This is a genomic window from Acinetobacter sp. CIP 102529, from assembly GCF_000368325.1.
In the GTDB taxonomy this organism is placed as follows: domain Bacteria; phylum Pseudomonadota; class Gammaproteobacteria; order Pseudomonadales; family Moraxellaceae; genus Acinetobacter; species Acinetobacter parvus.
Genome location: NZ_KB849355.1, coordinates 1,112,171 through 1,134,789 on the forward strand (window position 1 = coordinate 1,112,171; position 22,619 = coordinate 1,134,789).

Annotated in this window: 21 protein-coding genes and 1 pseudogene; 3 read left to right on the plus strand and 19 right to left on the minus strand. The window is 42.8% G+C overall.

Annotated elements, in window-relative coordinates:
- Nucleotides 1-169: 169 nt before the first annotated feature.
- Both F972_RS10575 and F972_RS10580 read right to left on the minus strand, forming a co-directional pair.
- On the minus strand, nucleotides 170-1,798 hold the full coding sequence (locus F972_RS10575; protein WP_004682939.1) for a mechanosensitive ion channel: 1,629 nt from the start codon (nucleotides 1,796-1,798) through the stop codon (nucleotides 170-172).
- A 228-nt stretch (nucleotides 1,799-2,026) separates the two neighbouring features.
- Nucleotides 2,027-2,227 carry a hypothetical protein gene (locus F972_RS10580; RefSeq protein ID WP_004682941.1) on the minus strand — a complete coding sequence of 67 codons (201 nt, stop codon included), beginning with the start codon at nucleotides 2,225-2,227 and terminating at the stop codon, nucleotides 2,027-2,029.
- Nucleotides 2,228-2,434: 207 nt separating this feature from the next.
- On the opposite strand from F972_RS10580, the gene F972_RS10585 reads away from it, so the two are divergent.
- Entirely contained in the window at nucleotides 2,435-2,857 is a 423-nt protein-coding gene (locus F972_RS10585) for a hypothetical protein (protein ID WP_004682944.1), read from the plus strand.
- 22 nt (nucleotides 2,858-2,879) lie between these two features.
- Here the strand turns inward: F972_RS10585 and F972_RS10590 are convergent, their stop codons facing one another.
- The gene (locus F972_RS10590) at nucleotides 2,880-3,641 is read right to left on the minus strand and encodes a ferredoxin--NADP reductase (RefSeq protein WP_004757289.1); all 762 of its coding nucleotides are present in this window, start codon (nucleotides 3,639-3,641) and stop codon (nucleotides 2,880-2,882) included.
- 90 nt (nucleotides 3,642-3,731) lie between these two features.
- Here F972_RS10590 and gigC point away from each other — a divergent pair, with 90 nt between their 5' ends.
- On the plus strand, nucleotides 3,732-4,616 hold the full coding sequence (gene gigC, locus F972_RS10595) for a LysR family transcriptional regulator GigC (protein WP_004675077.1): 885 nt from the start codon (nucleotides 3,732-3,734) through the stop codon (nucleotides 4,614-4,616).
- Between the two features lie 13 nt (nucleotides 4,617-4,629).
- Here gigC and F972_RS10600 read toward each other — a convergent pair whose 3' ends face one another.
- The 16 genes from F972_RS10600 to ndhC all read right to left on the minus strand — a co-directional run bounded on the left by F972_RS10600 (nucleotide 4,630) and on the right by ndhC (nucleotide 21,700).
- Entirely contained in the window at nucleotides 4,630-5,307 is a 678-nt protein-coding gene (locus tag F972_RS10600) for an excalibur calcium-binding domain-containing protein (RefSeq protein ID WP_004682946.1), read from the minus strand.
- A gap of 188 nt (nucleotides 5,308-5,495) precedes the next feature.
- Nucleotides 5,496-5,789: a cold shock domain-containing protein gene (locus F972_RS10605; RefSeq protein ID WP_004663739.1), complete on the minus strand. Its 294-nt coding sequence runs from the start codon at nucleotides 5,787-5,789 to the stop codon at nucleotides 5,496-5,498.
- Nucleotides 5,790-5,906: 117 nt separating this feature from the next.
- Nucleotides 5,907-6,542 (minus strand): uracil phosphoribosyltransferase, encoded by a 636-nt coding sequence (gene upp, locus F972_RS10610; protein ID WP_004663741.1) that lies wholly within the window; start codon nucleotides 6,540-6,542, stop codon nucleotides 5,907-5,909.
- Nucleotides 6,543-6,649: 107 nt separating this feature from the next.
- Nucleotides 6,650-8,146 (minus strand): NADH-quinone oxidoreductase subunit NuoN, encoded by a 1,497-nt coding sequence (gene nuoN / locus F972_RS10615; RefSeq protein ID WP_004682948.1) that lies wholly within the window; start codon nucleotides 8,144-8,146, stop codon nucleotides 6,650-6,652.
- 3 nt (nucleotides 8,147-8,149) lie between these two features.
- Complete coding sequence (gene nuoM, locus F972_RS10620; RefSeq protein ID WP_004682949.1) at nucleotides 8,150-9,748, minus strand: NADH-quinone oxidoreductase subunit M; 1,599 nt, start codon at nucleotides 9,746-9,748, stop codon at nucleotides 8,150-8,152.
- 1 nt (nucleotide 9,749) lies between these two features.
- Nucleotides 9,750-11,645, minus strand: a complete 1,896-nt coding sequence (gene nuoL / locus F972_RS10625) for an NADH-quinone oxidoreductase subunit L (protein ID WP_004769718.1) — start codon at nucleotides 11,643-11,645, stop codon at nucleotides 9,750-9,752.
- Complete coding sequence (nuoK, locus tag F972_RS10630) at nucleotides 11,642-11,950, minus strand: NADH-quinone oxidoreductase subunit NuoK (RefSeq protein ID WP_004769720.1); 309 nt, start codon at nucleotides 11,948-11,950, stop codon at nucleotides 11,642-11,644. The genes nuoL and nuoK overlap by 4 nt, the downstream gene beginning before the upstream one ends.
- Entirely contained in the window at nucleotides 11,950-12,468 is a 519-nt protein-coding gene (gene nuoJ, locus F972_RS10635) for an NADH-quinone oxidoreductase subunit J (protein ID WP_171055684.1), read from the minus strand. The genes nuoK and nuoJ overlap by 1 nt, the downstream gene beginning before the upstream one ends.
- Nucleotides 12,468-13,010, minus strand: a complete 543-nt coding sequence (gene nuoI, locus F972_RS10640; RefSeq protein ID WP_004769722.1) for an NADH-quinone oxidoreductase subunit NuoI — start codon at nucleotides 13,008-13,010, stop codon at nucleotides 12,468-12,470. The genes nuoJ and nuoI overlap by 1 nt, the downstream gene beginning before the upstream one ends.
- Nucleotides 13,011-13,028: 18 nt before the next feature.
- Nucleotides 13,029-14,045 (minus strand): NADH-quinone oxidoreductase subunit NuoH, encoded by a 1,017-nt coding sequence (nuoH, locus tag F972_RS10645; protein WP_004663752.1) that lies wholly within the window; start codon nucleotides 14,043-14,045, stop codon nucleotides 13,029-13,031.
- 3 nt (nucleotides 14,046-14,048) lie between these two features.
- Nucleotides 14,049-16,733 (minus strand): NADH-quinone oxidoreductase subunit NuoG, encoded by a 2,685-nt coding sequence (gene nuoG, locus F972_RS10650; protein ID WP_004769723.1) that lies wholly within the window; start codon nucleotides 16,731-16,733, stop codon nucleotides 14,049-14,051.
- An 11-nt stretch (nucleotides 16,734-16,744) separates the two neighbouring features.
- Nucleotides 16,745-18,070, minus strand: coding sequence for an NADH-quinone oxidoreductase subunit NuoF (nuoF, locus tag F972_RS10655; RefSeq protein WP_004682953.1), 1,326 nt, complete (start codon nucleotides 18,068-18,070; stop codon nucleotides 16,745-16,747).
- Nucleotides 18,067-18,576 carry an NADH-quinone oxidoreductase subunit NuoE gene (gene nuoE, locus F972_RS10660; protein ID WP_004682954.1) on the minus strand — a complete coding sequence of 170 codons (510 nt, stop codon included), beginning with the start codon at nucleotides 18,574-18,576 and terminating at the stop codon, nucleotides 18,067-18,069. The genes nuoF and nuoE overlap by 4 nt, the downstream gene beginning before the upstream one ends.
- A gap of 12 nt (nucleotides 18,577-18,588) precedes the next feature.
- A complete protein-coding gene (nuoC, locus tag F972_RS10665) occupies nucleotides 18,589-20,376 on the minus strand; it encodes an NADH-quinone oxidoreductase subunit C/D (protein WP_004769727.1) in 1,788 nt (595 codons plus the stop codon).
- Nucleotides 20,377-20,464: 88 nt separating this feature from the next.
- Nucleotides 20,465-21,142 (minus strand): NuoB/complex I 20 kDa subunit family protein, encoded by a 678-nt coding sequence (locus F972_RS10670; RefSeq protein ID WP_004638049.1) that lies wholly within the window; start codon nucleotides 21,140-21,142, stop codon nucleotides 20,465-20,467.
- 6 nt (nucleotides 21,143-21,148) lie between these two features.
- Nucleotides 21,149-21,700: an NADH-quinone oxidoreductase subunit A gene (gene ndhC, locus F972_RS10675; RefSeq protein ID WP_004638048.1), complete on the minus strand. Its 552-nt coding sequence runs from the start codon at nucleotides 21,698-21,700 to the stop codon at nucleotides 21,149-21,151.
- 538 nt (nucleotides 21,701-22,238) lie between these two features.
- Between ndhC and F972_RS16320 the strand changes: the two are divergent.
- A pseudogene (locus F972_RS16320) lies at nucleotides 22,239-22,546 on the plus strand (GGDEF domain-containing protein); the annotation flags it as partial.
- Nucleotides 22,547-22,619 lie beyond the last annotated feature (73 nt).

Sequence of the window (22,619 nt, forward strand, 5' to 3'; positions counted from 1 at the left end):
TTGCGTTGTAGGCTAAAATTTCATCAGACTAGGCATGAAACGTAGGTAATAGCAAATCTATTGGCAAGTTTCATAACGAAGTATGAGGGGATTTTAGCCACTATACAAACAAAACGACCACCCTGCCTAGAGTGGTCGAATTGACCAAAAAAATCAAAGATTATTTTTACTATTCATCCGAATATGGAGGAGTCGGTGGTTTTGGATTCTCTGGATTGATTGGTGTTGGCGCTATCGGATTCACTGGATTGGCTGGCGCAGGAGTTGCTGGACTCACTGGATTGTTTGGCATCATCTCATTTTGACGCAACGGATTTGGCTGTTTTGCCTCAGTTTTTGCTTTATCCAACAGATCACTAAGTAAACGTTCCGCAGGTTGACGACCACCTAGACCAAAAGCCAGAGCAAACGCGACAGCAACTGAACCGAGGGTTAAGCCAAATGCGAGGTTCACAATAGAGTCAGCAATACCCATTGCCCTTAATCCCATCGCAATCACCAAGCCCATAATTAAAATACGAACCAGATTGCCCAACCAGCGTGAGCTATTGTATTCACCACGTTGAATCACATTGGCAACCACATTGGCCAGCCAGAAACCGACAACCAGGATTACTGCACCAAGCAGGATACTGGCACCAAACTGGATAAACATTGCAATCAGCACACTGATCTGTTCCAATCCAAGTCGGTCAGCAGCCTCTGAAACCGCAAACAACATGGTAAAGAACACAATCAAGCAACCGATGATATCTGAAACACGGGTTTTTCCAAGGAAGCGTTGCATATCCAGCTTCATTGGAATTTCATCAACACCCGCTCCTGAAACCAGTTCGGCCACCAAACGTCCAACAAAACGGGAAACTACATACGCCACAATCAAGATCAGACCAGCAGCAATAATTTGTGGAATTGCATACATGATTTGATTGAGCATTGCTGTGGCAGGTTGAGAAATTGCTTCTATACCCAGTGCCTCAAATGCCACAATCAAGGCGGTGATAATAATGATGGCAAAAACAAACGAACCCAGAAATTTGGATACATTGGAGTTCTTAAACAAACCTATTTTTTCTGCCTGTGTCTGTAAGCCAAGGCTGTTACTCAACCCTTCGACAATGCCACGCACAATTTTTGCCAAAATGTAGCCCACAAAAATGATGACGCCCGCAATAAACAGGTTCGGCAAATAAGCAACCGCCTCATTCACCATATTCTGTACAGGAATCAACAGGCCTGTTAGCCCCAGAATAGACAGCACAATCGGCAGGAACAGCAACAAGACCAGCCAGTAGAAAATTTCACCAATATTACTGCTGAGTGAGCCTACACCCACCTCATTGCTGAGCTTCTCGTCCATTTCCGTTCTGGCAAGCACATTGGTTAGTCCTGCCTTGACCAGCCCTGCCAATATCCAGCCAATAAAACCGACTGCAACGGCCGCCAGCAGGTTTGGAATAAAGGCCAGAATCCGACCAACCATATTGCTGAATGGATCACTCACGCCACTGATGTTCAGCACATTCAATGCCCCGACAACGGCAAGGATAATCACAAACCAGAAAACCAGTTTGGAAAGCAGGTTTTCAATATTTGGTTTATGACCAGTGGCAGAAGACAATCTATGATTGGTGTTCAGTTTCTGGAGTAACTTTTTCACGCCAGCAGCAACAATCAATGCAATAATCCAACCTAAAAGTAAGATAACAATTGCCGCTAAAATTGGGTGAAACTGGTCCCAATAATACATTGCATCGAATCCTCCTCTGAGGGAGGGATCAGTAAAATATTCATTCATGTGTTGTTATCCTTATGTTGTGTTTTAAAATTAATCAAACCACCCATGATCGCTCTATAACCAAGAACATAACTTATGGATGTCTCAACCTTAATTTTTGTCTATTTTACAATCAATAAACGGCAGCACTAATACAACAAAAAGTCCGCATAATTTTGCAAAAAAGCTCATTGATTCACACCAATGAGCTTTTTCAATTCAACAGGTTTTGGTCTAAAAATAAATGATCTAGGCATCCAAAAGTACCGACTGCATATGAGACAACATTGCCTGTGCAGTTGGATTCGCTGAATGATCCGCGACCATATAAACAAGAAGTGCAATCAGGAAAATCCCCACAATGACCAATATGTAAATGGGTAATTTCCTTTTCTTTGCAACTTCCTCCTGACTTGCCACATGAGGCTGTGGCTTACTAAAATCATGCATGATAGCTAGCCCTCATAATTTTTATTTCTCAGGCTCTTATCTTAGCAACTGCTTATGTTGCATTGTGTGAAAAAGCTTCGCACTATCGTTGTTTCTGTTGCAAAACTCTACTGTTTCTTCCTTATTTTTTGTTTAAAATATACGCGGTTTAGAAAACACTAAAAATAGGCTATACTACGCGCCCTCAATTCCTAAATGTTCTGCTTTATGTCCTACCAACAGCAAAGTGTCTCACTTGATCTAGATACGGATGTAACCCATCAGTGTTTTCTACATTACACACGAGATGAGCATTTGATTGGACTGATTGAGTTCAACAAACCCAGCTATACCCTGAAATGGGGCGATCTTGAATATTTCCGCCGCCGTACCGAAGAACTTTCAGTGATGCCTTTTCCTGAATGCATCAATGCGATGATTGTGGATATCCGCGATGTTCAGGCTTTTCTGGACAATGAGGTTCCGATTCTGCCGTGGCGTTTGCTTGAGGAAGAATGCCCTGTTCGCCTTGTTGTTCCACAGGAACGTCTGGAACACTATGCAGGACTGTTTGAACCCACATGGCTCACCACCGATGTTGATACCGCGATTCAGGAAATCCGTGAATTTATGGATATGTTCGTACACTAAAACATATCCAGTCCACCCAATATTACCAATAATTCTCCACCGCAATATTCCCCTCACCACGGCGGTTCATGGTCAAGCCACGCTGTTTTAAGGCTTCCTTGGTATCTTCCACCATTTGTGGATTGCCACACAACATTACATGGCTGTTTGCTGGACTCAATTCTGATCCTGCCGCCTTTTCCAGCTCACCATTTGCAATCAGAACTGGTAAACGGTCATGTAAAGCCGCATCTGGATCACGGGTGATAATTGGAATAAATCTAAAGCCTGAATGCCCCTCACCAAATAGCTTGGCGATTTCCTGAATACGGTCAACATAGGCCAGTTCGGATGCGGTACGAACACTGTAGACCAAATTGATTTGTTGATATTTATTCCAGGTCTCAAAGTCTTGCAGCATTGATAAAAATGGTGCCAAACCCGTTCCCGTTGCCAACAGCCATAAATCCTGTGGTAAAGGCTGCTGATAACGTGCCAGCGTTAAATAGCCATAAGATATTTTTTCAAGATACAGCTCATCACCCACCTTTAAATGTTGCAGGTTTGAGGTAAAAGCCCCATCGGGAACGACAATTGAAAAGAATTCCAGCGTTTCATCAAATGGCGAAGACACCACTGAGTAAGCACGCACCACCAGTTCATCACCAACCATTAAACCAATACGGGCAAACTGCCCTGCAGTAAATTTAAAATGCGCTGGTCGGGTCATGGTGAAGCTAAACAGATTGTGGGCCCAGCGATGTACAGATAAAACCTTTTCTACGCTAAATTTTTCAATTGACATGATTTGAACGTGGCACGAAACAGTGAGCTCATGTTAGCATGATCAGATAATTCATGAATACTTTTAAACTCGAACGGTAAGGCTTTTAACATGCGCATGACATTACGCCAATTGGCTGTTTTCGTGGCGGTCGCTCAAGAGGGAACTGTAACCAAGGCGAGTGATGCTGTCCGACTCACCCAAAGTGCGGCAAGCATGGCCCTGGCCGATTTGGAAGATGGTCTTGGCGCACCGTTATTTGACCGCTTGGGCAAGCGCTTGCAGTTAAATGATCTGGGCCGTTTTTTGTTGCCGCAGGCCCTGGAAATTTTAGGTCGTTGCGAATCGTTTGAACAGGCCGCCAAGGGTGAATTACAAAGTATCGATCTCCGTCTAGGTGCAACCCTGACTATAAGCGACTACCTGATGCCTGACCTTATGGCAGATTTTTTACAACGTCATCCACAGGCACATTTACAGTTACAGGTGGGCAATACCCGTCAAATGATTGAGGCGGTAAACCAGTTTCAGCTTGATCTGGCCCTGATTGAGGGCTCATGCCATTTGCCCCAGTTACAGTGCATCCATTGGCGTGATGATGAACTCGCGGTGTGTTGCGCTCCACAACATCCCTTAACCCAGTTAAACCATCCCCTCACTCCAGCAGACTTTAATGATGTGGAATGGATTTTACGTGAAGAGGGTTCAGGCACACGTGAAGTCTTTGACAACGCTATATTAAAAGACCTACCTGATGCCAACATTCGCCTTACCCTAGGTCACAATGAAGCCATCCTGAAAATTGTTGCCAATGGTCTGGGGATAACCTGTGTATCACGGCTTGCGATTGAACCGCTTCAGGAAAAGGGTCAATTGGTCATTCTGGATACACCTTTCTGGGAACTCACCCGTCCCCTGTTTATGCTGGTACATCGTCAGAAGTATCAGGGACCTGGTTTAAAGGCATTCTTGCAGTTTTGTGAAGATCAGGTTTAAGCCTGATCTTTTTTTACCAACGTGAATCATTTTCACATGGTTCACCATCATTATTTCCATCCATTTGTGTATTTGGACAATTTCTTACAAACCAACGTGCCTCTTCAAGTGATCGCATTTGAGAACAGTGAGTTCGCCCATCACATTGAAAATGATTGGGATTGCTACTTACTGCTTGAGTATTTGCTATTTTTAAGGTTTCCTGTATTACAGGTTGATTTGTCAATTCATTACGATGCAAAAAGTCTTGAATAAAACCATACACAAAATAGCCGATTATGCCAAAAATAATGACTGTAATGATTGTCCCAAAAAAACCACCTGATTCACTCTTTCGTTTAGTTTTTCTTCTTGAATGAGATACGATACGTTTGGGTGTTGTGTTATATGAATTTCGTGATGAGGAATTTACACGTTCCGACGTTGTATGCTGCGAGTTTTGTAAGCCCTCTAAAGCACGCTGACAACTTCTTAAAAAGTCATTTTGATTGGTCAATTGGAAATTTTCATGTACCACTTTATTACGCATAGTGGCTATCCAACGTATATTCTTCACCAGCCCAGCTTCAAGCTGATATTCAATACTACTTAATTTTTCATGCAACCCACGCCCAGTAGCACCAAATTTTTGCTCTAGCAATGCTTCCAAAGTCTTACTTTGAGTAACTACAATATCAATATCACTTTGCATAACGGAAACCCCACTCTTTATTAGATTTTTTAATTGTTCCAGTTTTTAGCATCACATTACCCTAAAAAATTCACAACGTAATATATCAAATTTGACATCATCACAAAAAATAATGCTGCGCTGTTGGACAGCGATAAAGCCAAAGCAAGTATTTTTATTTGCTGATGAGCGATTCATCATGCATTCTCCTAACGCCGAAAGTTTGATAACAATTCTGATGTAATCGATTCATTATGAGCCAATATTTTATTTTTTTTAGTTTTTGCAGGATTCGGATCTACTCGTTCAATTTGTACTGCTTTAAATTTTCCATTATTTTCTAGGGCTACAAATTTTACTTTTTCATTTCGTTTCGGCTCACCTTCCGATGCAGGAAAATCTGAAATATGAAAAAAGATTTCGCCTTCAGCAGTTGCAATAAAACCAAACCCTTTGTCTGGATTATATTGTTTAACTTTTCCCTGATAAAATTCTTTTTTCATGACATTCACCTAATTTTGCAAGTAATGTATTTCAGTATATAAAAAAAGAGACTTTAAATCCTCCCCTGAAAACCATACGGTTGGATTAAGTCTCTGTTTTAAGCATATTTTCAAAAATTAATCTTTTTGAACACTACCAAAAATCTTATCACCCGCATCACCAAGACCTGGAACGATATAGCCATCCTCATTCAAACCTTGGTCAATCGATGCCGTATAGATACGCACATCAGGGTGCGCAGCTTCTACTTTTGCAACACCTTCAGGTGCAGCAACCAAAACCATAACACGTATATCTTTACAACCACTTGCTTTAAGCACATCAATTGCCGCAATAAGTGAATTACCCGTTGCCAGCATTGGATCAATAATCATCGCTAAGCGATTCGCAACATCAGGTACTAATTTTTTATAGTAAGTACGAACTTCTAAAGTCGCCTCATCACGCTCTAAACCCAAGACACTCACTTTGGCACTTGGAATCAAGCTCAGTACGCCTTCAAGCATACCAATTCCAGCACGTAGAATCGGTACAATGGTAATCTTCTTACCTGCGATACGTTGAGTCGAAACTTTACCTGCCCAACCATCAATTTCATGATCGACAACAGGAAGGTCCTTAGTTGCTTCATAAGTCAGTAACATCGTGACTTCTTGCGCCAATTCACGGAAGTTCTTTGTGCTGATGTCTGAACGACGGAGCAGACCAAGTTTATGGCGAATCAACGGATGGCGAATTTCCTGAATAGACACGAGTAAGTACCTAACTAATATTAATCTTTGCCTATTATAAAGCGTTTTTTTACTCTTCAATAAAAAAGCCCCCAATTTTTGGAGGCTTTTTTGTACAAATCAAATCATTATTGTTGCTGAGATAACATGAAATGTAATGGAGAAAGAATCTCTGATTTCAATGCCAAATTGATCATTGGGTCTGGATAGATGCCCAGAATTAGTACAAGTAATGCGGCACCGAGTACCATGATACCACCGACCTTGGTTCCCCAATGTGCATCAGCATCAATACGTGGAACATCTGGCGGTGTCATATACATCACCACCATGACACGTAAGTAGTAGTATAAGCCTATACCACTTCCTACAACGACCATTGCAGCTAAGAACCAATGTTGAGTTGTTACAGCAGCCATTATCACAAGGAATTTACCAATAAAACCTGCAGTTAATGGAATCCCTGCTAATGACAACATCATCACGGTCAATGTTGCAGTCAAGATCGGACGACGCCAGAACAAACCACGGTAGTCTGCAAGACTTTGTGCTTCATCAACGTTGTTATATGGACTAGACATTAACGCAACTGCACCAAATGCACCGATTGTTGTAAATACATAAGTAATCACATAAACCGTTACACTGCCTAAACTTGCATACGTCATACTAATCAAAGCAATCAACAAATAACCAAAGTGTGCAATTGATGAATAACCAAGGATGCGTTTTAAGTTAACTTGACGTACTGCAAGTAAGTTACCGACCAAAATTGATAACACAGCAATAACTGTCAAAACAGTCACTATTGGTTCAACTAAGATTGCACCAGAACTTAATAAGTAACGTACAAATAAACCAATCGTTGCAACTTTGGCAGCCGTTGCCAGGAATGTCGCCATAGGTGCTGGTGCACCCGCATACACATCAGGCGTCCATTTATGGAATGGTGCAAGTGAAAGCTTAAATGCAACAGCAAAGATAATGAGACCTAGACCTAATAGCACCATTGGTTGCTTGATCGCAGTCATCAAAGTTTGAACAGAATCATAGAATGACAATGAACCTGTATACGCATAGATATATGCCATACCCATCAACAACATCGCAGATGCAGTTGCTGAGAGTACAAGATACTTAATTCCCGCTTCTAAAGATTGGCTACGTTGATGCGTGTAAGCCAACATACCATACACAGGAATTGACATTAACTCTAAGCTAATGAAGAAAGCAGCGTAATGAGAACTTGCAACCAATAGCATTGCACCTGCTACAGAACAAAGTAACAAGATATAAAGTTCTTCACGATTATCTTTATACGTTTCAATGTAGGCATGTGAAAGTGTGCTACAAGCCAAAGCAGCAATCAAAATCAGGAATTGGTAGAGCATGGTAAATGAATCAACCATAAACATGCCCATCACGTTCGCAGGGACAAAGTGCCCGCTAAACATGGTATATGCAATTAGAATTACAGAAAGGTTTAGACCCACAACTGTCGTTGTTGCAATCAGATTATGATTACGTTTAATCGCAATCAATAACATCACAACAACTGCAGTCAATGCCACAATCATCGCTGGGGCAAGTGGCATAAGCTCAGAAAAAGAAAGTGTGAAGTTCATGGTTTATCGCATCTCCACTTGTTCAAGTTGAGTCGCAGTCTGTTGAACAGTTTCGACAACTTCTTGTACTGGCATATAACTATTGACTAACCACTGCATACTTGAATGTGACATATCCAAGAATGTCTGTGGGTAAAGTCCTAACCAAAGTAAACCAATCACACAGATCATCAAAATGCTCACTTCACGTAATGACAAATCTTTCAGTGGGCTCGTATAGTGTTGCTTTTGTTCAGCATTTGGTTCGCCGAAAAGTGCTTTGTGAATCAGAATCAGACCGTAAAGACCTGCAAATACTAAACTTACTGCAGCAATGATGGTAAAGGCTGGAAAAGCTTTAAATGAACCCATAAGAATCAGGAATTCACCAATAAAGTTACCTAGACCTGGTACACCGACAAGCGCTGCAACAAAGAACATCAGGAAGAATGGCAAGTATTGCAGTTGGCCACGAAGACCACCCATTAAACGTAAATCACGGGTATGTAAACGTTCATAGACCTGACCAGACATAATGAACAATGCAGCAGATGACAAGCCATGTGCCAACATCATGATCATCAGACCTTGGAAAGTCAGAATATTACCTGCATAGATTGCAAGTAAAATGAAACCCATGTGTGAAATAGACGTATACGCAAGCAGACGTTTCATGTCTGTTTGTTGGTAGGCTAAGAATGCACCGTAGAAAATACCAATCAGACCCAAAATGATTGCAATATCAGCAAACTGTGCTGATGCTGCTGGGAAGAATGGAATCACAAAACGAAGCAGACCATACGCTGCGGTTTTAATCAAAATACCCGCCAAGTCCACAGAACCCGCTGTTGGTGCTTGTGCATGCGCATCAGGTAACCAACCGTGTAATGGGAATACTGGTAATTTCACCGCAAAACCAATGAAGAAACACAGCATGAATGCATAGGCAACTTCAGGCGGCAAGTGGTTCGCAACAGCCAATAAATAGTTGTAATCGAAACCAATCATACCTGTCATCATGTATCCATAGACCACCAAGCCTAAGATACCGATCAACATGATCAAGCCAGCAATTTGCGTATACAGGAAGAACTTGGTTGCAGCGTAAACACGTGAACGACCATTCGAACCTGAATGTCCCCATAACGCAATCAAGAAATAGACTGGTACAAGCATCATCTCCCAGAAGAAGAAGAACAAGAATAAGTCAATTGCAAGGAATACACCGATGACCCCACCTAAACTCCAAAGGAGGTTTAAGTGGAAGAAACCAACATTCTTTTGAATTTCACCCCATGAACAACCAACAGCAATCACACCTAGTAATGCAGTCAGTAAAACCATGAGTAAAGATAAGCCATCCACAGCCAAGTGAATACTAATCCCTAAAGTCTGAATCCATGGAAGATGGAATTCAGCTGCCCAGGTTGGAACCTTTCCGCCCAACTCATAGCTATATGTACCAGTTTGCCATAGTGCAATACCCAAACCAAAGGTAATGAGCATACCAATCAAGGCAATCCAGCGTGGCAAATGTTGGTCAAATTTATCAACCAACCAACAAATAAAACCAGCAATGAAAGGAACTAAAATCAGTGCGGGTAAAATTAAATTATTTTCCATTTTATTTCCCCACAACCTGAATCACGATCAAGATCATCAATAATACCACTACACCGAGTGACATACTTGATGCGTATTCACGCAATGAACCTGTTTGACGCGAACTTGTAAAGCTATTCCCACCTTTCACAAGTGCAGGTAGCACTAACCATAAACCATCAATTGGATCACGACCTAAGATTTTCGCAATCAATAAATATGGTTTTACAAAAACGATGTCATACAAAGCATCAAAACCAAATGCGGTACGGCAAATATGTGCTAAACCAGAACCCAAAGATGTTTGAGCAAATGATTTAACCGCACCATACGCAAAGGCAAATAAGAAAATACCAACAACCAAACCAACAAGGGCAACACCACTTGCTAAATGTTCTGCATGTGCAACCGCTTCTTCTAAAGCTTCAGGAACAACAAAGCTTGGAATACTTGCAGCAGTCAATAATTTTGCAACAGGTGCTTGCAAGAAATAACCAACACCTGTTGATAAGGTCGCAAGAATTGCAAGCGGTGCCCAGTAAGTCACGCCATGAATGGCATGTGCATGGGTTTTTTCTTCGCCAAAGAATACCACCCAGATTAAACGGAACGTATAGATAGACGTTAAGAATGCACCCGCTACACCCACCCAATACAACGTATTATAAAGTGGAAGGTTTGCGATCGTAGACTGTGCATATACTGCACCTAAGATGGCATCTTTAGAGAAGAAGCCAACTGTTACGATTGGAAGTGCAGCTAACGCACCACCACCGATGACGAAACACCAGAATACAAATGGAATCTTTTTACGTAATCCACCCATTTTGAAAATGTTTTGTTCGTGATGACATGCAAGAATTACTGCACCCGAAGAAAGGAACAATAACGCTTTGAAGAATGCGTGAGCAAGCATATGGAATAAACCAGCTTGATACGCCTCAGCACCCACCGCCATAAACATATAACCGAGCTGACTCATGGTTGAGTAAGCCAAGATACGTTTGATATCGGTTTGAACCAATGCGGCAAAACCAGCTACAAGTAAGGTTACTGCACCTGTAATCGAGATGAACTGCATTACTTCTGGTGCCATTTGCATCACAGAGAACATACGGCAGCATAAGTACACACCCGCTGTCACCATTGTTGCAGCGTGGATCAATGCAGATACTGGTGTAGGACCCGCCATCGCATCAGCTAACCAAGTTTGTAATGGAATTTGCGCTGATTTACCTGCCGCACCCAAGAACAACATCAATGCTGTCCAAATCGACAATGATGAGCTTTGCGTCATCACAGTGGCTGCATGTTCAACAATGTACTGTGTATTCAACGTACCAAACTGTTGATAGAGCAAGAACAATGCGATGAGTAAGAAAACATCACCCACACGTGTTACGGTGAATGCTTTGATTGCTGCCCAACCATTTGCAGGGTTTGAGTAGTAGAAACCAATCAAGAGGTATGAACACAGACCTACGCCTTCCCAACCTAAGAACAATAACGCCAAGTTATCGCCGAGTACCAACAATAACATGCTAGCAACGAACAGGTTGAAATAAGAGAAGAAACGTGCGTAATCTTCTTCACCACGCATATACCATGATGCAAAGATGTGGATCAGGAAACCAACACCTGTAATCATACCTGTCATCAATAATGACAAACCATCAAGGTGCAAGCTGATGCCTGGCTCAAAACCGCCAACACTGAACCATGTCCATAAGTGTTGAACAAAAACAGTTTGGCCACTGCTGGTAAACGCAAGACCCGCGATTAAAGCAAATAACGCAGATAAACCCACTGAACCGACACCAATAATGGCAGCCACATTTTCAGAGAGTTTGTTACGTCCTGCCGCTAACAGGATAAAACCAATGAGCGGGAATAAAACGGTTAAATATAATGTACTCATCCGCGCATCTCACTAGCAGCATCCACATCCAAGTGATGGAAGCGATGATAAAACTGAAAGACGATCGCAAGACCAATACACGCCTCTGCTGCGGCAAGCGTTAGGATCAAAATGAACATCACTTGTCCATCTGGTTGAGCCCAAACACTACCTGCCAAAACAAATGCCAATGCAGCAGCATTCATCATGACTTCAAGGCTCATTAGCATAAATAATAGGTTGCGTCGCACCATTACACCGTAAAAACCGAGTGCAAAAAGGATGGTTGCAACAATCAAACCATGTTCTAAAGGGATGTGTCCCATTATTCTTTATCCTCTTCTGCACTTGGTTCACGTTTGCCAAGGTGATATGCAGCAACTAAGGCTGCAAGCAATAACATCGCGGCAACTTCTACCAATAATAGATAGTGAGTAAATAATGCTTGACCGACTGCTTTAGGACCTACAATTTCTGTACCTAATGGTGCAGAAATCGTGGTGTATTCTCCACCCAACATCCAAACCAGAACCAAGCCCAATAAGAAACTCATTAATGCAGGATATGCCCATGCATCAGAGGTTAACCATTTACGTTCTTGTTCAATGGTATCTTGTCCAAGGTTCAACATCATGACCACGAAGACGAACAACACCATGATTGCACCAGCATAAACAATAATCTCAAGTGCACCCGCAAAAGGCGCACCTACGATCATGAAAATACCAGCAACAGCAAGTAAAGAAACGATTAAACTTAAAAGAGCATGTACGGGATTCGCATTTGTCACAACACGAATTGTCGATACGATGGCCACAAGTGCCATCAAATAAAATGGCCACATCATGGTAATAAGCTCCGTACATCAACTGGTGCACTTTCTTTTTGTGCTTGACCTTTTTCCTTACCATTTACTGCCATACCAGTGACACGGTAGAAGTTATAGTCAGGATATTTGCCTGGGCCAGAAATCAATAAGTTTTCTTTTTCATAAACCAAGTCTTGGCGTACATATTCAGCAAGTTCAAAATCTGGAGTCATCTGAATTGCAGTTGTAGGACAAGCTTCTTCACACATACCGCAGAAAATGCAGCGTGAAAAGTTGATACGGAAAAATTCTGGATACCAACGTCCATCTTCTTTTTCCGCTTTTTGTAATGAAATACAGCCAACAGGACATGCAACCGCACACAGGTTACATGCCACACAACGCTCTTCACCATCAGGGTCACGCGTTAGCACAATACGACCGCGAAAGCGTGGTGGAACAATTTGTTCCGCTGGTACTTCTGGATATAAAATCGTGTCACGTTTACGAGTGATATGGGTAAACACCATCCACAACGAACGGACAATCGATCCAAATCCAGCTAGAATTTTATACATTTTGTACTCCCTGCTGTCCTAGGCCTGATTCATCAGAATCACAGCACCAGTCACTAACAAGTTGACCAACGCCAATGGCAAACAAACTTTCCAACCAAAATTCATCACTTGGTCATAACGTGGACGCATTAAAGAACCACGCGCCAATACAAACATCATTACAAAGAATGCTGTTTTAATCACGAACCAAAAAACGGGTGGAACAAATGGAATTTCTAAGTTAAATGGTGCAAGCCATCCGCCGAAGAATAACGTTACGATCAGTGCAGAGATTAAAACCACGTTCACATATTCCGCAACGAAGAACATCCCCCACTTCATCCCACCATATTCAACGTGATAACCTTCCGCCAATTCTTGCTCAGCTTCTGGTTGGTCAAATGGATGACGATGCGTCACTGCAACACCAGCAATAACAAAGATAATGAAACCAATGAATTGTGGAATAACAAACCAAACATCACGTTGAGCTTCAACGATTTCACGTAGATTGAATGAGCCTGCAATCGCAACCACACCCATCAATGAGATACCCAAGAACACTTCATAAGAAATAGTTTGAGCAGCAGAACGAAGACCACCGAGTAACGAGTATTTGTTGTTAGACGCCCAACCACCAAATAACACGGCATAAACTGCGATACCTGCCATTGCCATAAAGAACAATAGACCGATACTCATATCCGCAACGCCCAATGTAGGACTTACTGGGATGACCATAAACGAAAGTACCGCAGTTGCCATGGCAACTGCTGGTGCTAAACGAAAAGTCAGCTTGTCGGCAAACTTTGGTGTCCAGTCTTCTTTGAACATGATCTTGAGCATGTCGGCAACGATCTGGAACATACCACCTGGACCAACACGGTTTGGACCATAACGGTCTTGCCATAATGCCAAGAGACGACGCTCAATAAATGACATTAACGCAGCAACCAAAACCACCACCAACAGGATCACAACTGCTTGAATCACTGAATAAGCGATTGGCCAGTTCTCAGCCCAAAGTGGCGTTTGACGTATAATTTCTTGATTCATGAATTACACTCCTACTGCCACAGACACAGGCTCTGCCAATGAAACGGTTGGCGCTAGACCAATTGGATAACCAATATAACCTGTTGGTAAATATTCGATGACCTGTACAGGTAAGCTGATGCTCGTTTCGCCTGCTTTCACGGTAATACGTTGACCATTTTGAACATTTAAGCGCGTCGCATCATGTTCACCCACGGCAAACATCGCTTCAGGAATACGTGATTCCATTGCTGGTGTTTTAATGGTGAATTCACCAGAACCAAAGATATGGTGCATTGGCACAAGACGGAAGCTTTCAGGATTCACAACCACGGCAGTCGGTGCAACATAGCTACGTGCAGGACGTTTTGCTAAGCGATCGAATAAACGCACACCCGAATCACCACCTTTTAAGTGACCACCGACTTCATCTTGGTACTTATTCCACGCTTGTGGCGAGTTCCAACCCGCAGCCCATGCGAAAGGTACTAAAGACGATGCTGTCTGATTACCCACATAACCTTCCATAGAGAATGTTAATGCTGAGTCTAAATCAACAGGTTGCTTCGGTTCGTGTACAGAGATTCCCGCACGCATTGCGGTACGACCTGAGTAACGACGTGGCTCACGTGCAATTTTCAAACCATGAACACGATAGCCTGCATCTGGTGCAACATCTTGAATCGCTTCAAGTACTGGTACATTCTTCACGATGTCATCAATTACATCATCAAGCAATGTCCAATCGACTGCTTTACCTTTAAGACCTGTCTCAACAGCATGTAACCAACGCCATGATTCCTTGATCGCATATTCAGGCTTGTAGTAGCTTGGGTCATACACTTGATAGAAACGTTGCGCACGACCTTCTTGACTCACTACAGTGCCATCACCCTCAGCAAAGCTTGCTGCTGAAAGAACGATATCTGCAAGCTTCACAGTCTCAGTTTCGCTGTGATCCAATACGATCACAGTTTGAGCTTTATCAAGCGCAGCTTTTACTTGAGCGACTGGCAAACGACGAGTTAGGTCATTTTCAACCACAACTACGGCATCATAATCCTGGGCAAAAGCTTGTTCTAAACTTAAACCACCGAATAATGCTAAGCCCATTGAGTTCACTTCAGGAACAGTCAATGATAAACCAGCATTTTCACCTAAGTTTTGTGCAACCTGTGCAGCTGCTTCGATAATCGCAGGATCTTGTAAACTCGTACCAGAAATGATCAAAGGCTTTTTCGCTGCTTTCAAGGTATCTGCAATAGTTTGTGCAAATGCTTTTGCATCATCAGCCAAACCAGTCAGCGCTTCACCTTTAAGCGCAGCAGCAATCGCGAAACCTAAACGAGCAATGTCATTTGGCGATGCAACTACTTCACCCGTCGCTACATCCGCTAAACGTGTTTGCGTTGCAGCAAGAATATAGATTGGAGATTTTGCTTCTTGACCAATACGTTGTACAGGTTCAGCTAACCAGTCTGGTGTACGCGTAGCAGCAGCCATTTCTTTGGCTTTATTTTTCGCTGCTTGGCGAACCGATAAAGCCATACGTGGCGCAGTTTGAGTTAAGTCTTCACCCAAGATCAACACCGCATCGTAACTTTCAATTTCACGCATATTCGGGTTGTAAATACCCTGTGTTTGCATGATTGAAGCAGCCAATTCAACCAGATTTTGCTCTTTTTGAGACAATCCAGTTGAATAGTTGTCTTGTCCAACCAATTGACGTAGCACATAGTTTGATTCCAAGCTTGCGCGTGGTGAACCAATACCTAATACTTTTTTGCCTTTTAGTTGAGCAATGACTTGATCAAGTGCTTGATCCACACTCACGGTTGTAACAGTGTCACCATTACGGAACTGTGGTTGACGTGGACGATCTGCACGATTCACATAACCTGTACCGAAACGACCTTTATCACACAAGAAGTATTGATTGACTGAACCATTGAAACGGTTTTCAACACGACGGATTTCGCCATAACGCTCACCCGGTGAGATGTTACAGCCTGAAGAACAGCCTTGGCATATGCTTGGTGCATATTGCATATCCCACTTACGGTTATAACGTGCTGAATGCGTCTTATCAGTAAATACACCAGTCGGACAGACTTCAGTCAAGTTACCAGAAAATTCAGACTCTAAAGTTCCTGATTCTGGACGACCGAAATAAACACGTGATGCATTGGCATAGACACCAAAGTCTGTACCACCCGCATAATCTTTATAGTAACGCACACAACGATAGCACGCGATACAGCGGTTCATTTCATGTGCAATAAACGAACCCAACTCTTGGTTATGATGGGTACGCTTCGTGAAGCGATAGCGACGACGATCGTGTTGCGTCATTACCGTCATATCTTGTAAATGACAGTGACCACCTTCTTCACAGACTGGACAGTCATGTGGGTGATTGGTCATCAAGAATTCAACGATTGATGCACGAAAATCCGTTGCTTCTTTGTCTTCAATGGAAATAAAGGTATTGTCAGCAGCTGGTGTCATACAAGACATGACTAAGCGCCCACGTGTATCTTCCGCATTATTATATTGCGTAACAGCACATTGACGACAAGAACCAACAGAACCTAAGGATGGGTGCCAACAAAAATACGGGATGTCGATACCAAGGCTGAGACATGCTTGCAGCAAGTTTTCAGAGCCATTGACTTCATACGATTTTCCATCGACATGAATTGTAGCCATAGTCGAATTCCTTAAGCTTGTTCTACGTCAAGAGCAGCAGCATGGGTTTTAACCTTTGCTTCAAACTCATGGCGGAAATATTTTAATGCGCCCATAAGCGGCTCCATCGCACCCGGTGCGTGAGCACAGAAAGTTTTACCGATCCATAATTTACGCGTCAGTTCTTGTAAATGATCGATATCTTCTTTCTTACCTGTACCTGTTTCGAGTGCTTTCAGCGCTTTGACTGCCCAAGGTAAACCATCACGGCACGGTGTACAGAAACCACATGATTCACGTGCAAAGAACTCTTCTAAGTTACGCGTTGCAGAGACCATACATTGGGTTTCATCAACCACCATCAACAAACAGGTTCCTAAACGTGAACCTGCTTTCATGATGCTTTCAGCGTCCATTGGCAAGTCAATATGTTCAGCCGCCAAGAAATCTGTTGATGCGCCACCCGGTAACCATGCTTTCAGTGTTAGACCGTCACGCATACCACCTGCATGGTCTTCAATCACTTCACGCGCAGTTGTACCAAATGGCAATTCCCAAAGACCTGGGAACTTGACCTTGCCTGACGCACCATAAATCTTGGTGCCTGGGTCTTTGGACTTGTGCGCTGACAGGTTGATGTACCATTCAGGACCACGCAGCATAATTGCAGGTAGGTTGTTGTAGGTTTCAACGTTGTTGACAATCGTTGGACGACCCCATGCCCCTGCCACCTGTGGAAATGGTGGCTTGGTACGCGGATTGGCACGACGGCCTTCAAGCGAGTTGATTAATGCAGTTTCTTCACCACAGATATAACGCCCTGCACCCGTGTGAACATACATCTCAAAGTTCCAACCAGTACCGAGGATGTTTTCACCCAAGTAACCTTTGGCACGAACTTGCTCTAATGCTTCATTTAAGTATTGAGCTGCTTCGATGTATTCACCACGAATGAAGATATAACCATGCGTTGCTTCAAGGGTATAACCTGCGATCAACATACCTTCGATCAATTGATGTGGAAGTTTTTCCATCAACAAACGGTCTTTAAAGGTACCTGGTTCCATTTCATCAGCATTACAAATTAAATAGCGTGGACCACCATCATTTGGCGCCATCAACGACCATTTAATTCCAGCTGGGAAACCTGCACCACCACGACCTTTAACCGTCGCAGCTTTAATCACGTCAAGTACATCTTTTGGTGGCATGCTGAGCGCTTTTTTGAAGCCTGCATAACCTTCTAAAGCTTCGTATTCATCAGCATTGCGTACAGCATCTTGCTTACTCAAACGCCAAGTGAGTGGATGAGTTTCTGGATTACCGTCGCCATAAATTGGTTTTGGTTCAGTATTCATACATACTTCTCCAATAACTGTTTAACTGATGACACATCCACTAAACCGTGAGTATCTTCATCAATCATTAACGTTGGGCCTTTATCACAATTGCCTAAACAGCAAATTGGGAGCAAGGTGAAACGACCATCTGGAGTGGTTTGTCCATACTGGATGCCTAACTCGCGCTGAAATGCTTCTGCTAAAGTTTCTGCACCCATCAAGAAGCATGCAATCGAGTCACATAACAAAATCACATGACGACCTACAGGTTGGCGATAAATACGGTTATAGAACGTTGCTACACCCTCTAAATCCGCCACACTGATTGTCAACAATTGCGCAATCGCATTCATTTGAGCGTCATCTACCCAGCCATTACGACGTTGTACGCATTTTAATGCATCCAATGATGCCGCACGTGGATATGGATAGTGATCAATATGATGTTCAATGTCATGGATTTCTTCAGCGGTCAAAATCCCTTCAACATTCACACGAGGTTTTTTATCAGTCAAAATCATCATAATCGTTTACCTCTAGCGATCCACGTCAGCCATAACCACGTCAATGGTCGCCAAATAAATGATCAAGTCAGAAACCAAACTGCCATTAATCACAGAAGGCATTTGCTGTAAATGCGTGAAAGTCGGTGTACGAATACGAGTACGGTAACTCATGGTTGACTTGTCTGAAGTCAAGTAATAAGTACTCGCACCTTTCACTACTTCAGTCATAAATGATGACTCACCTGCAGGCATGACAGGACCCCAAGATACGCTCAAGAAGTGCGTAATCAAGGTTTCAATATCTTGTAATGTCTTATCTTTTGGTGGTGGGACAGCCAATGGATGATCCGCTTTATAAGGACCAGATGGCATGTTGTCCAAGCACTGTTGAATAATTTTCAACGACTCAGTAATTTCACGGAAGTGAACCAAGACACGTGCATATGCATCGCCTTCATATTCCACTGGAATATCAAAGTCGAAGTTTTCATAACCACTGTATGGACGATATTTTCGAACATCAAAGTCAATACCCGTCGCACGTAAACCCGTACCTGTCACACCCCACGCCAACGCAGATTTAGCATCGTATTGCGCAACATTGCGGGTACGACCGATAAATACTGAGTTTTTAAGTGCCGCAGTATAGTACTCGTTCAAACGTTTTGGCATCCACTCTAGCAACTCTTTAACAAGTTTTTGCCAATTGTTTGGAAGGTCATGCGCCGTACCACCGATACGGAACCATGCTGGATGCATACGGTAACCCGTGATCGCTTCAACGATGTCATAGACTTTTTGACGGTCTGCGAACATATAGAATACAGGGGTCATACCACCCGCATCCTGAATCGCTGTACCACAAAATAACAAGTGGTTATTGATACGGAATAATTCGTTTAACATCACACGAATGACTTGCGCACGCTCAGGTACTTTAATACCAGCAAGCTGCTCAACCGCCATCACATAAGGCATGTTTTGCGCACAACCACCTAAGTAGTCAACACGATCGGTATAAGGAATAAATGAATGCCATGTCTGACGTTCAGCCATCTTTTCCACACCACGGTGGTGATAACCAATATCAGGTACACAGTCTTTCACTTCTTCACCGTCCAACTGCAATACCACACGGAATGCACCATGCGCAGATGGATGGTTAGGACCCAAGTTCAAGAACATGAAGTCTTCGTCATCATTGCCGCGTGTTAGACCCCAATCTTCTGGTACAAAACGCAAATGCTCTTGCTCGAAATCTTGCTTGGCTTGATCTTGCATATACGGCGTATATTCTGTCGCACGGGCAGAATATTCTTTACGTAATGGATGACCTTCCCAATAAGTCGGCAATAAGATACGACGAAGCATTGGATGCCCGGCGAAATCAATTCCAAACATATCGTAAGCTTCACGCTCGTACCAGTTGGCATTTGGCCAAATATTGGTTGCCGTTGGAATGCTTAAATCATTTTCATTCAACGCAACTTTGATACGAATATCACTATTACGCTCAAGCGATAATAAGTGATAGAACACTGTGAAGTCAGATGGTGGCAACCCATCACGGTGAACACGCAAACGCTCATCTACCGCAGATAAGTCAAACAACATCACATAAGGACGTTCCACTTTACGGAGGAACATAAGGACTTCTTGCACGCGTGCGCGCTCAACCCAGACTGTTGGAAACTCTTCACAAGTCGTCTGCACGTAAAAGTTCTCACCAAATTTGGTTTTGAGGTCTTCTACGATTGCAAATGCTGGGCGTGAATCGACTTGAGTCGATTCTGGCATAGCAATGTCAGTTTCAGCCATTGGCTTGGCTTCCTATTTAATACAAATTCTGGCAATTCTTTCCGATGACCATATCCATCAGGGATATGTCAAAAACTCATCGTTAAAATTATTTAATTTCATCCATAGAGCGTAAGTTTTTCACCGCAATACGTTCAGCATTTTTACGGTCACGTTCTGGCATCATCTTTGGCTTATACACAGGCTGAAGATCATCACCAATAACCGCTGAAAGTGGACGGCGCTCTAGTTGAATTTGGTCTTGAAGTAACATCAATGCTTGAATCAATGCTTCTGGACGTGGTGGGCAACCTGGGATGTACACATCAACAGGAATAATTTTGTCTACACCTTGAACCACTGAATAGATGTCGTACATACCACCTGAGTTAGCACAAGCACCCATTGAGATCACCCATTTTGGTTCCAACATTTGTTCGTACAAACGCTGAATAACAGGTGCCATTTTAACGAAGCAAGTCCCTGCAACAATCATCAAGTCAGCCTGACGTGGTGAAGCACGAATAACCTCAGCACCAAAACGTGATAAGTCATGTACGCCTGTCAAAGTTGTTGCATATTCAACGTAGCAGCATGATGTACCAAAGTTAAATGGCCATAATGAGTTTTTACGTCCCCAGTTGACTGCGGTATGCAACACATCTTCAAGACGTGTCATCATCACACTTTTATTCACTTCTTCCTCAAGTGGATCAGTGACGATTTGACGATCTTGTAATGGATATTGATCGGCATCCGGATTCGCACGGGTTAAAGTATATTTCATCCCGACTTACTCCTGTTCAAATGATGATGTAGTCGGTGTTTTAGATTTAACACGACCAGAAGACTGTGCTGGAATTTGACCAGTAGGATCGACAACGAGTTCTTCGATATTATTGAATCGAGTAATGTCAGCGATATTCATATTTGGTGAACCAATTTTTGTTTTGATCCCTGCTGCTTTACGACGATCCGAAGGTGCCCAATTCAGTCCACCAGTTGAAAGTTCGTAAATCAAACCAATCAATAAAATCAAAATAAAAATTGCAGCAGCTGCAAAGCCAACCCAACCTACTTCACGCACAGAAGTTGCCCACGCGTAGAGGTAAAGTGCTTCTAAATCAAAAACGACAAAGAAAATTGCAACTAAATAGAATTTGGCTGACAAGCGAATACGGGCACCACCCGCACTCACTACACCTGATTCAAACTGTTCTTGCTTGGCACGTCCCCATGCTTTACCCCCAAGGAGTAAAGGAACGGTCAGCATAAAAACGCAAAGAAATGTAACGCCGATCACGAAGGCAATAATCGCCCAATCGTATGGAGTAATGGCACTCATGCGGGGATAACTCCTGGCAGGCCTATTTTTAACAAAGAATGTATGTATTGGCCTTCAAATACACCAAACACAAAATTAATTCCGCCAATTGTACCTGATTTCTAATTTCTCATGCTAGTTGAAGCGCTTTAGTCTTTCGGATGATTTTGTCCTTAAATTTACAAATATATCCAATAACATGGTTAATTCACCCTCAAAAATCGAATTAACTAATCAAACACCAGAAGTTAATCATTTTTTTCTTTACTCGTGCGCCAAAAACATCCGCCTTTCGCACCCTATGCGCAAAAATATTGCAGCATGAACTAAATCATTGCATTGCGATAAATTTATGATGAAAATTTAAACAAAATTTATATAATAGTGCCACACCACACTTAACTTTTCTGGCTTCATTTAAACCTGCCAACTCGGTTTTGCTAGAGTTACTGAAGCGTCCTCCACAAACATGACGCCCCACCAGCTTTATCGGTGCGATTGTTGGCTAAGCGTACCCGCCTTTGCAGCGTTCAGGCAACGACTTAAAGCGTTTAAACCCCAAACCATTCAGGTACAGCTTAGACCGAATAACCTGCTCGGACGTTTGGGTGGCGAGGAGTTCACCATTTTTATGGCAGACACCAGCCTTGAGGCTGCCTACGCCTGTGCTGAACAGATTCGCCAACACATGAGCCAAACCGCTATTTCAATTGATCAACAACGGCATTTTTCATCCAGCTCAGCATTGGCCTGTGTATTTGCATGCCTAAGAACCATCAAGCGATGAAGCATTTATTCAATCAAGCGGATGATGCATTTTATCAGGCAAAAAGACAGGGCCGAAATTGGGTGGTCATTTCGACATAATATGTTGCAATTCAGCAAAATACTTTAATTATCTTTATACACAGCCGACGCAATAGATGAGTATTCTAAAAGA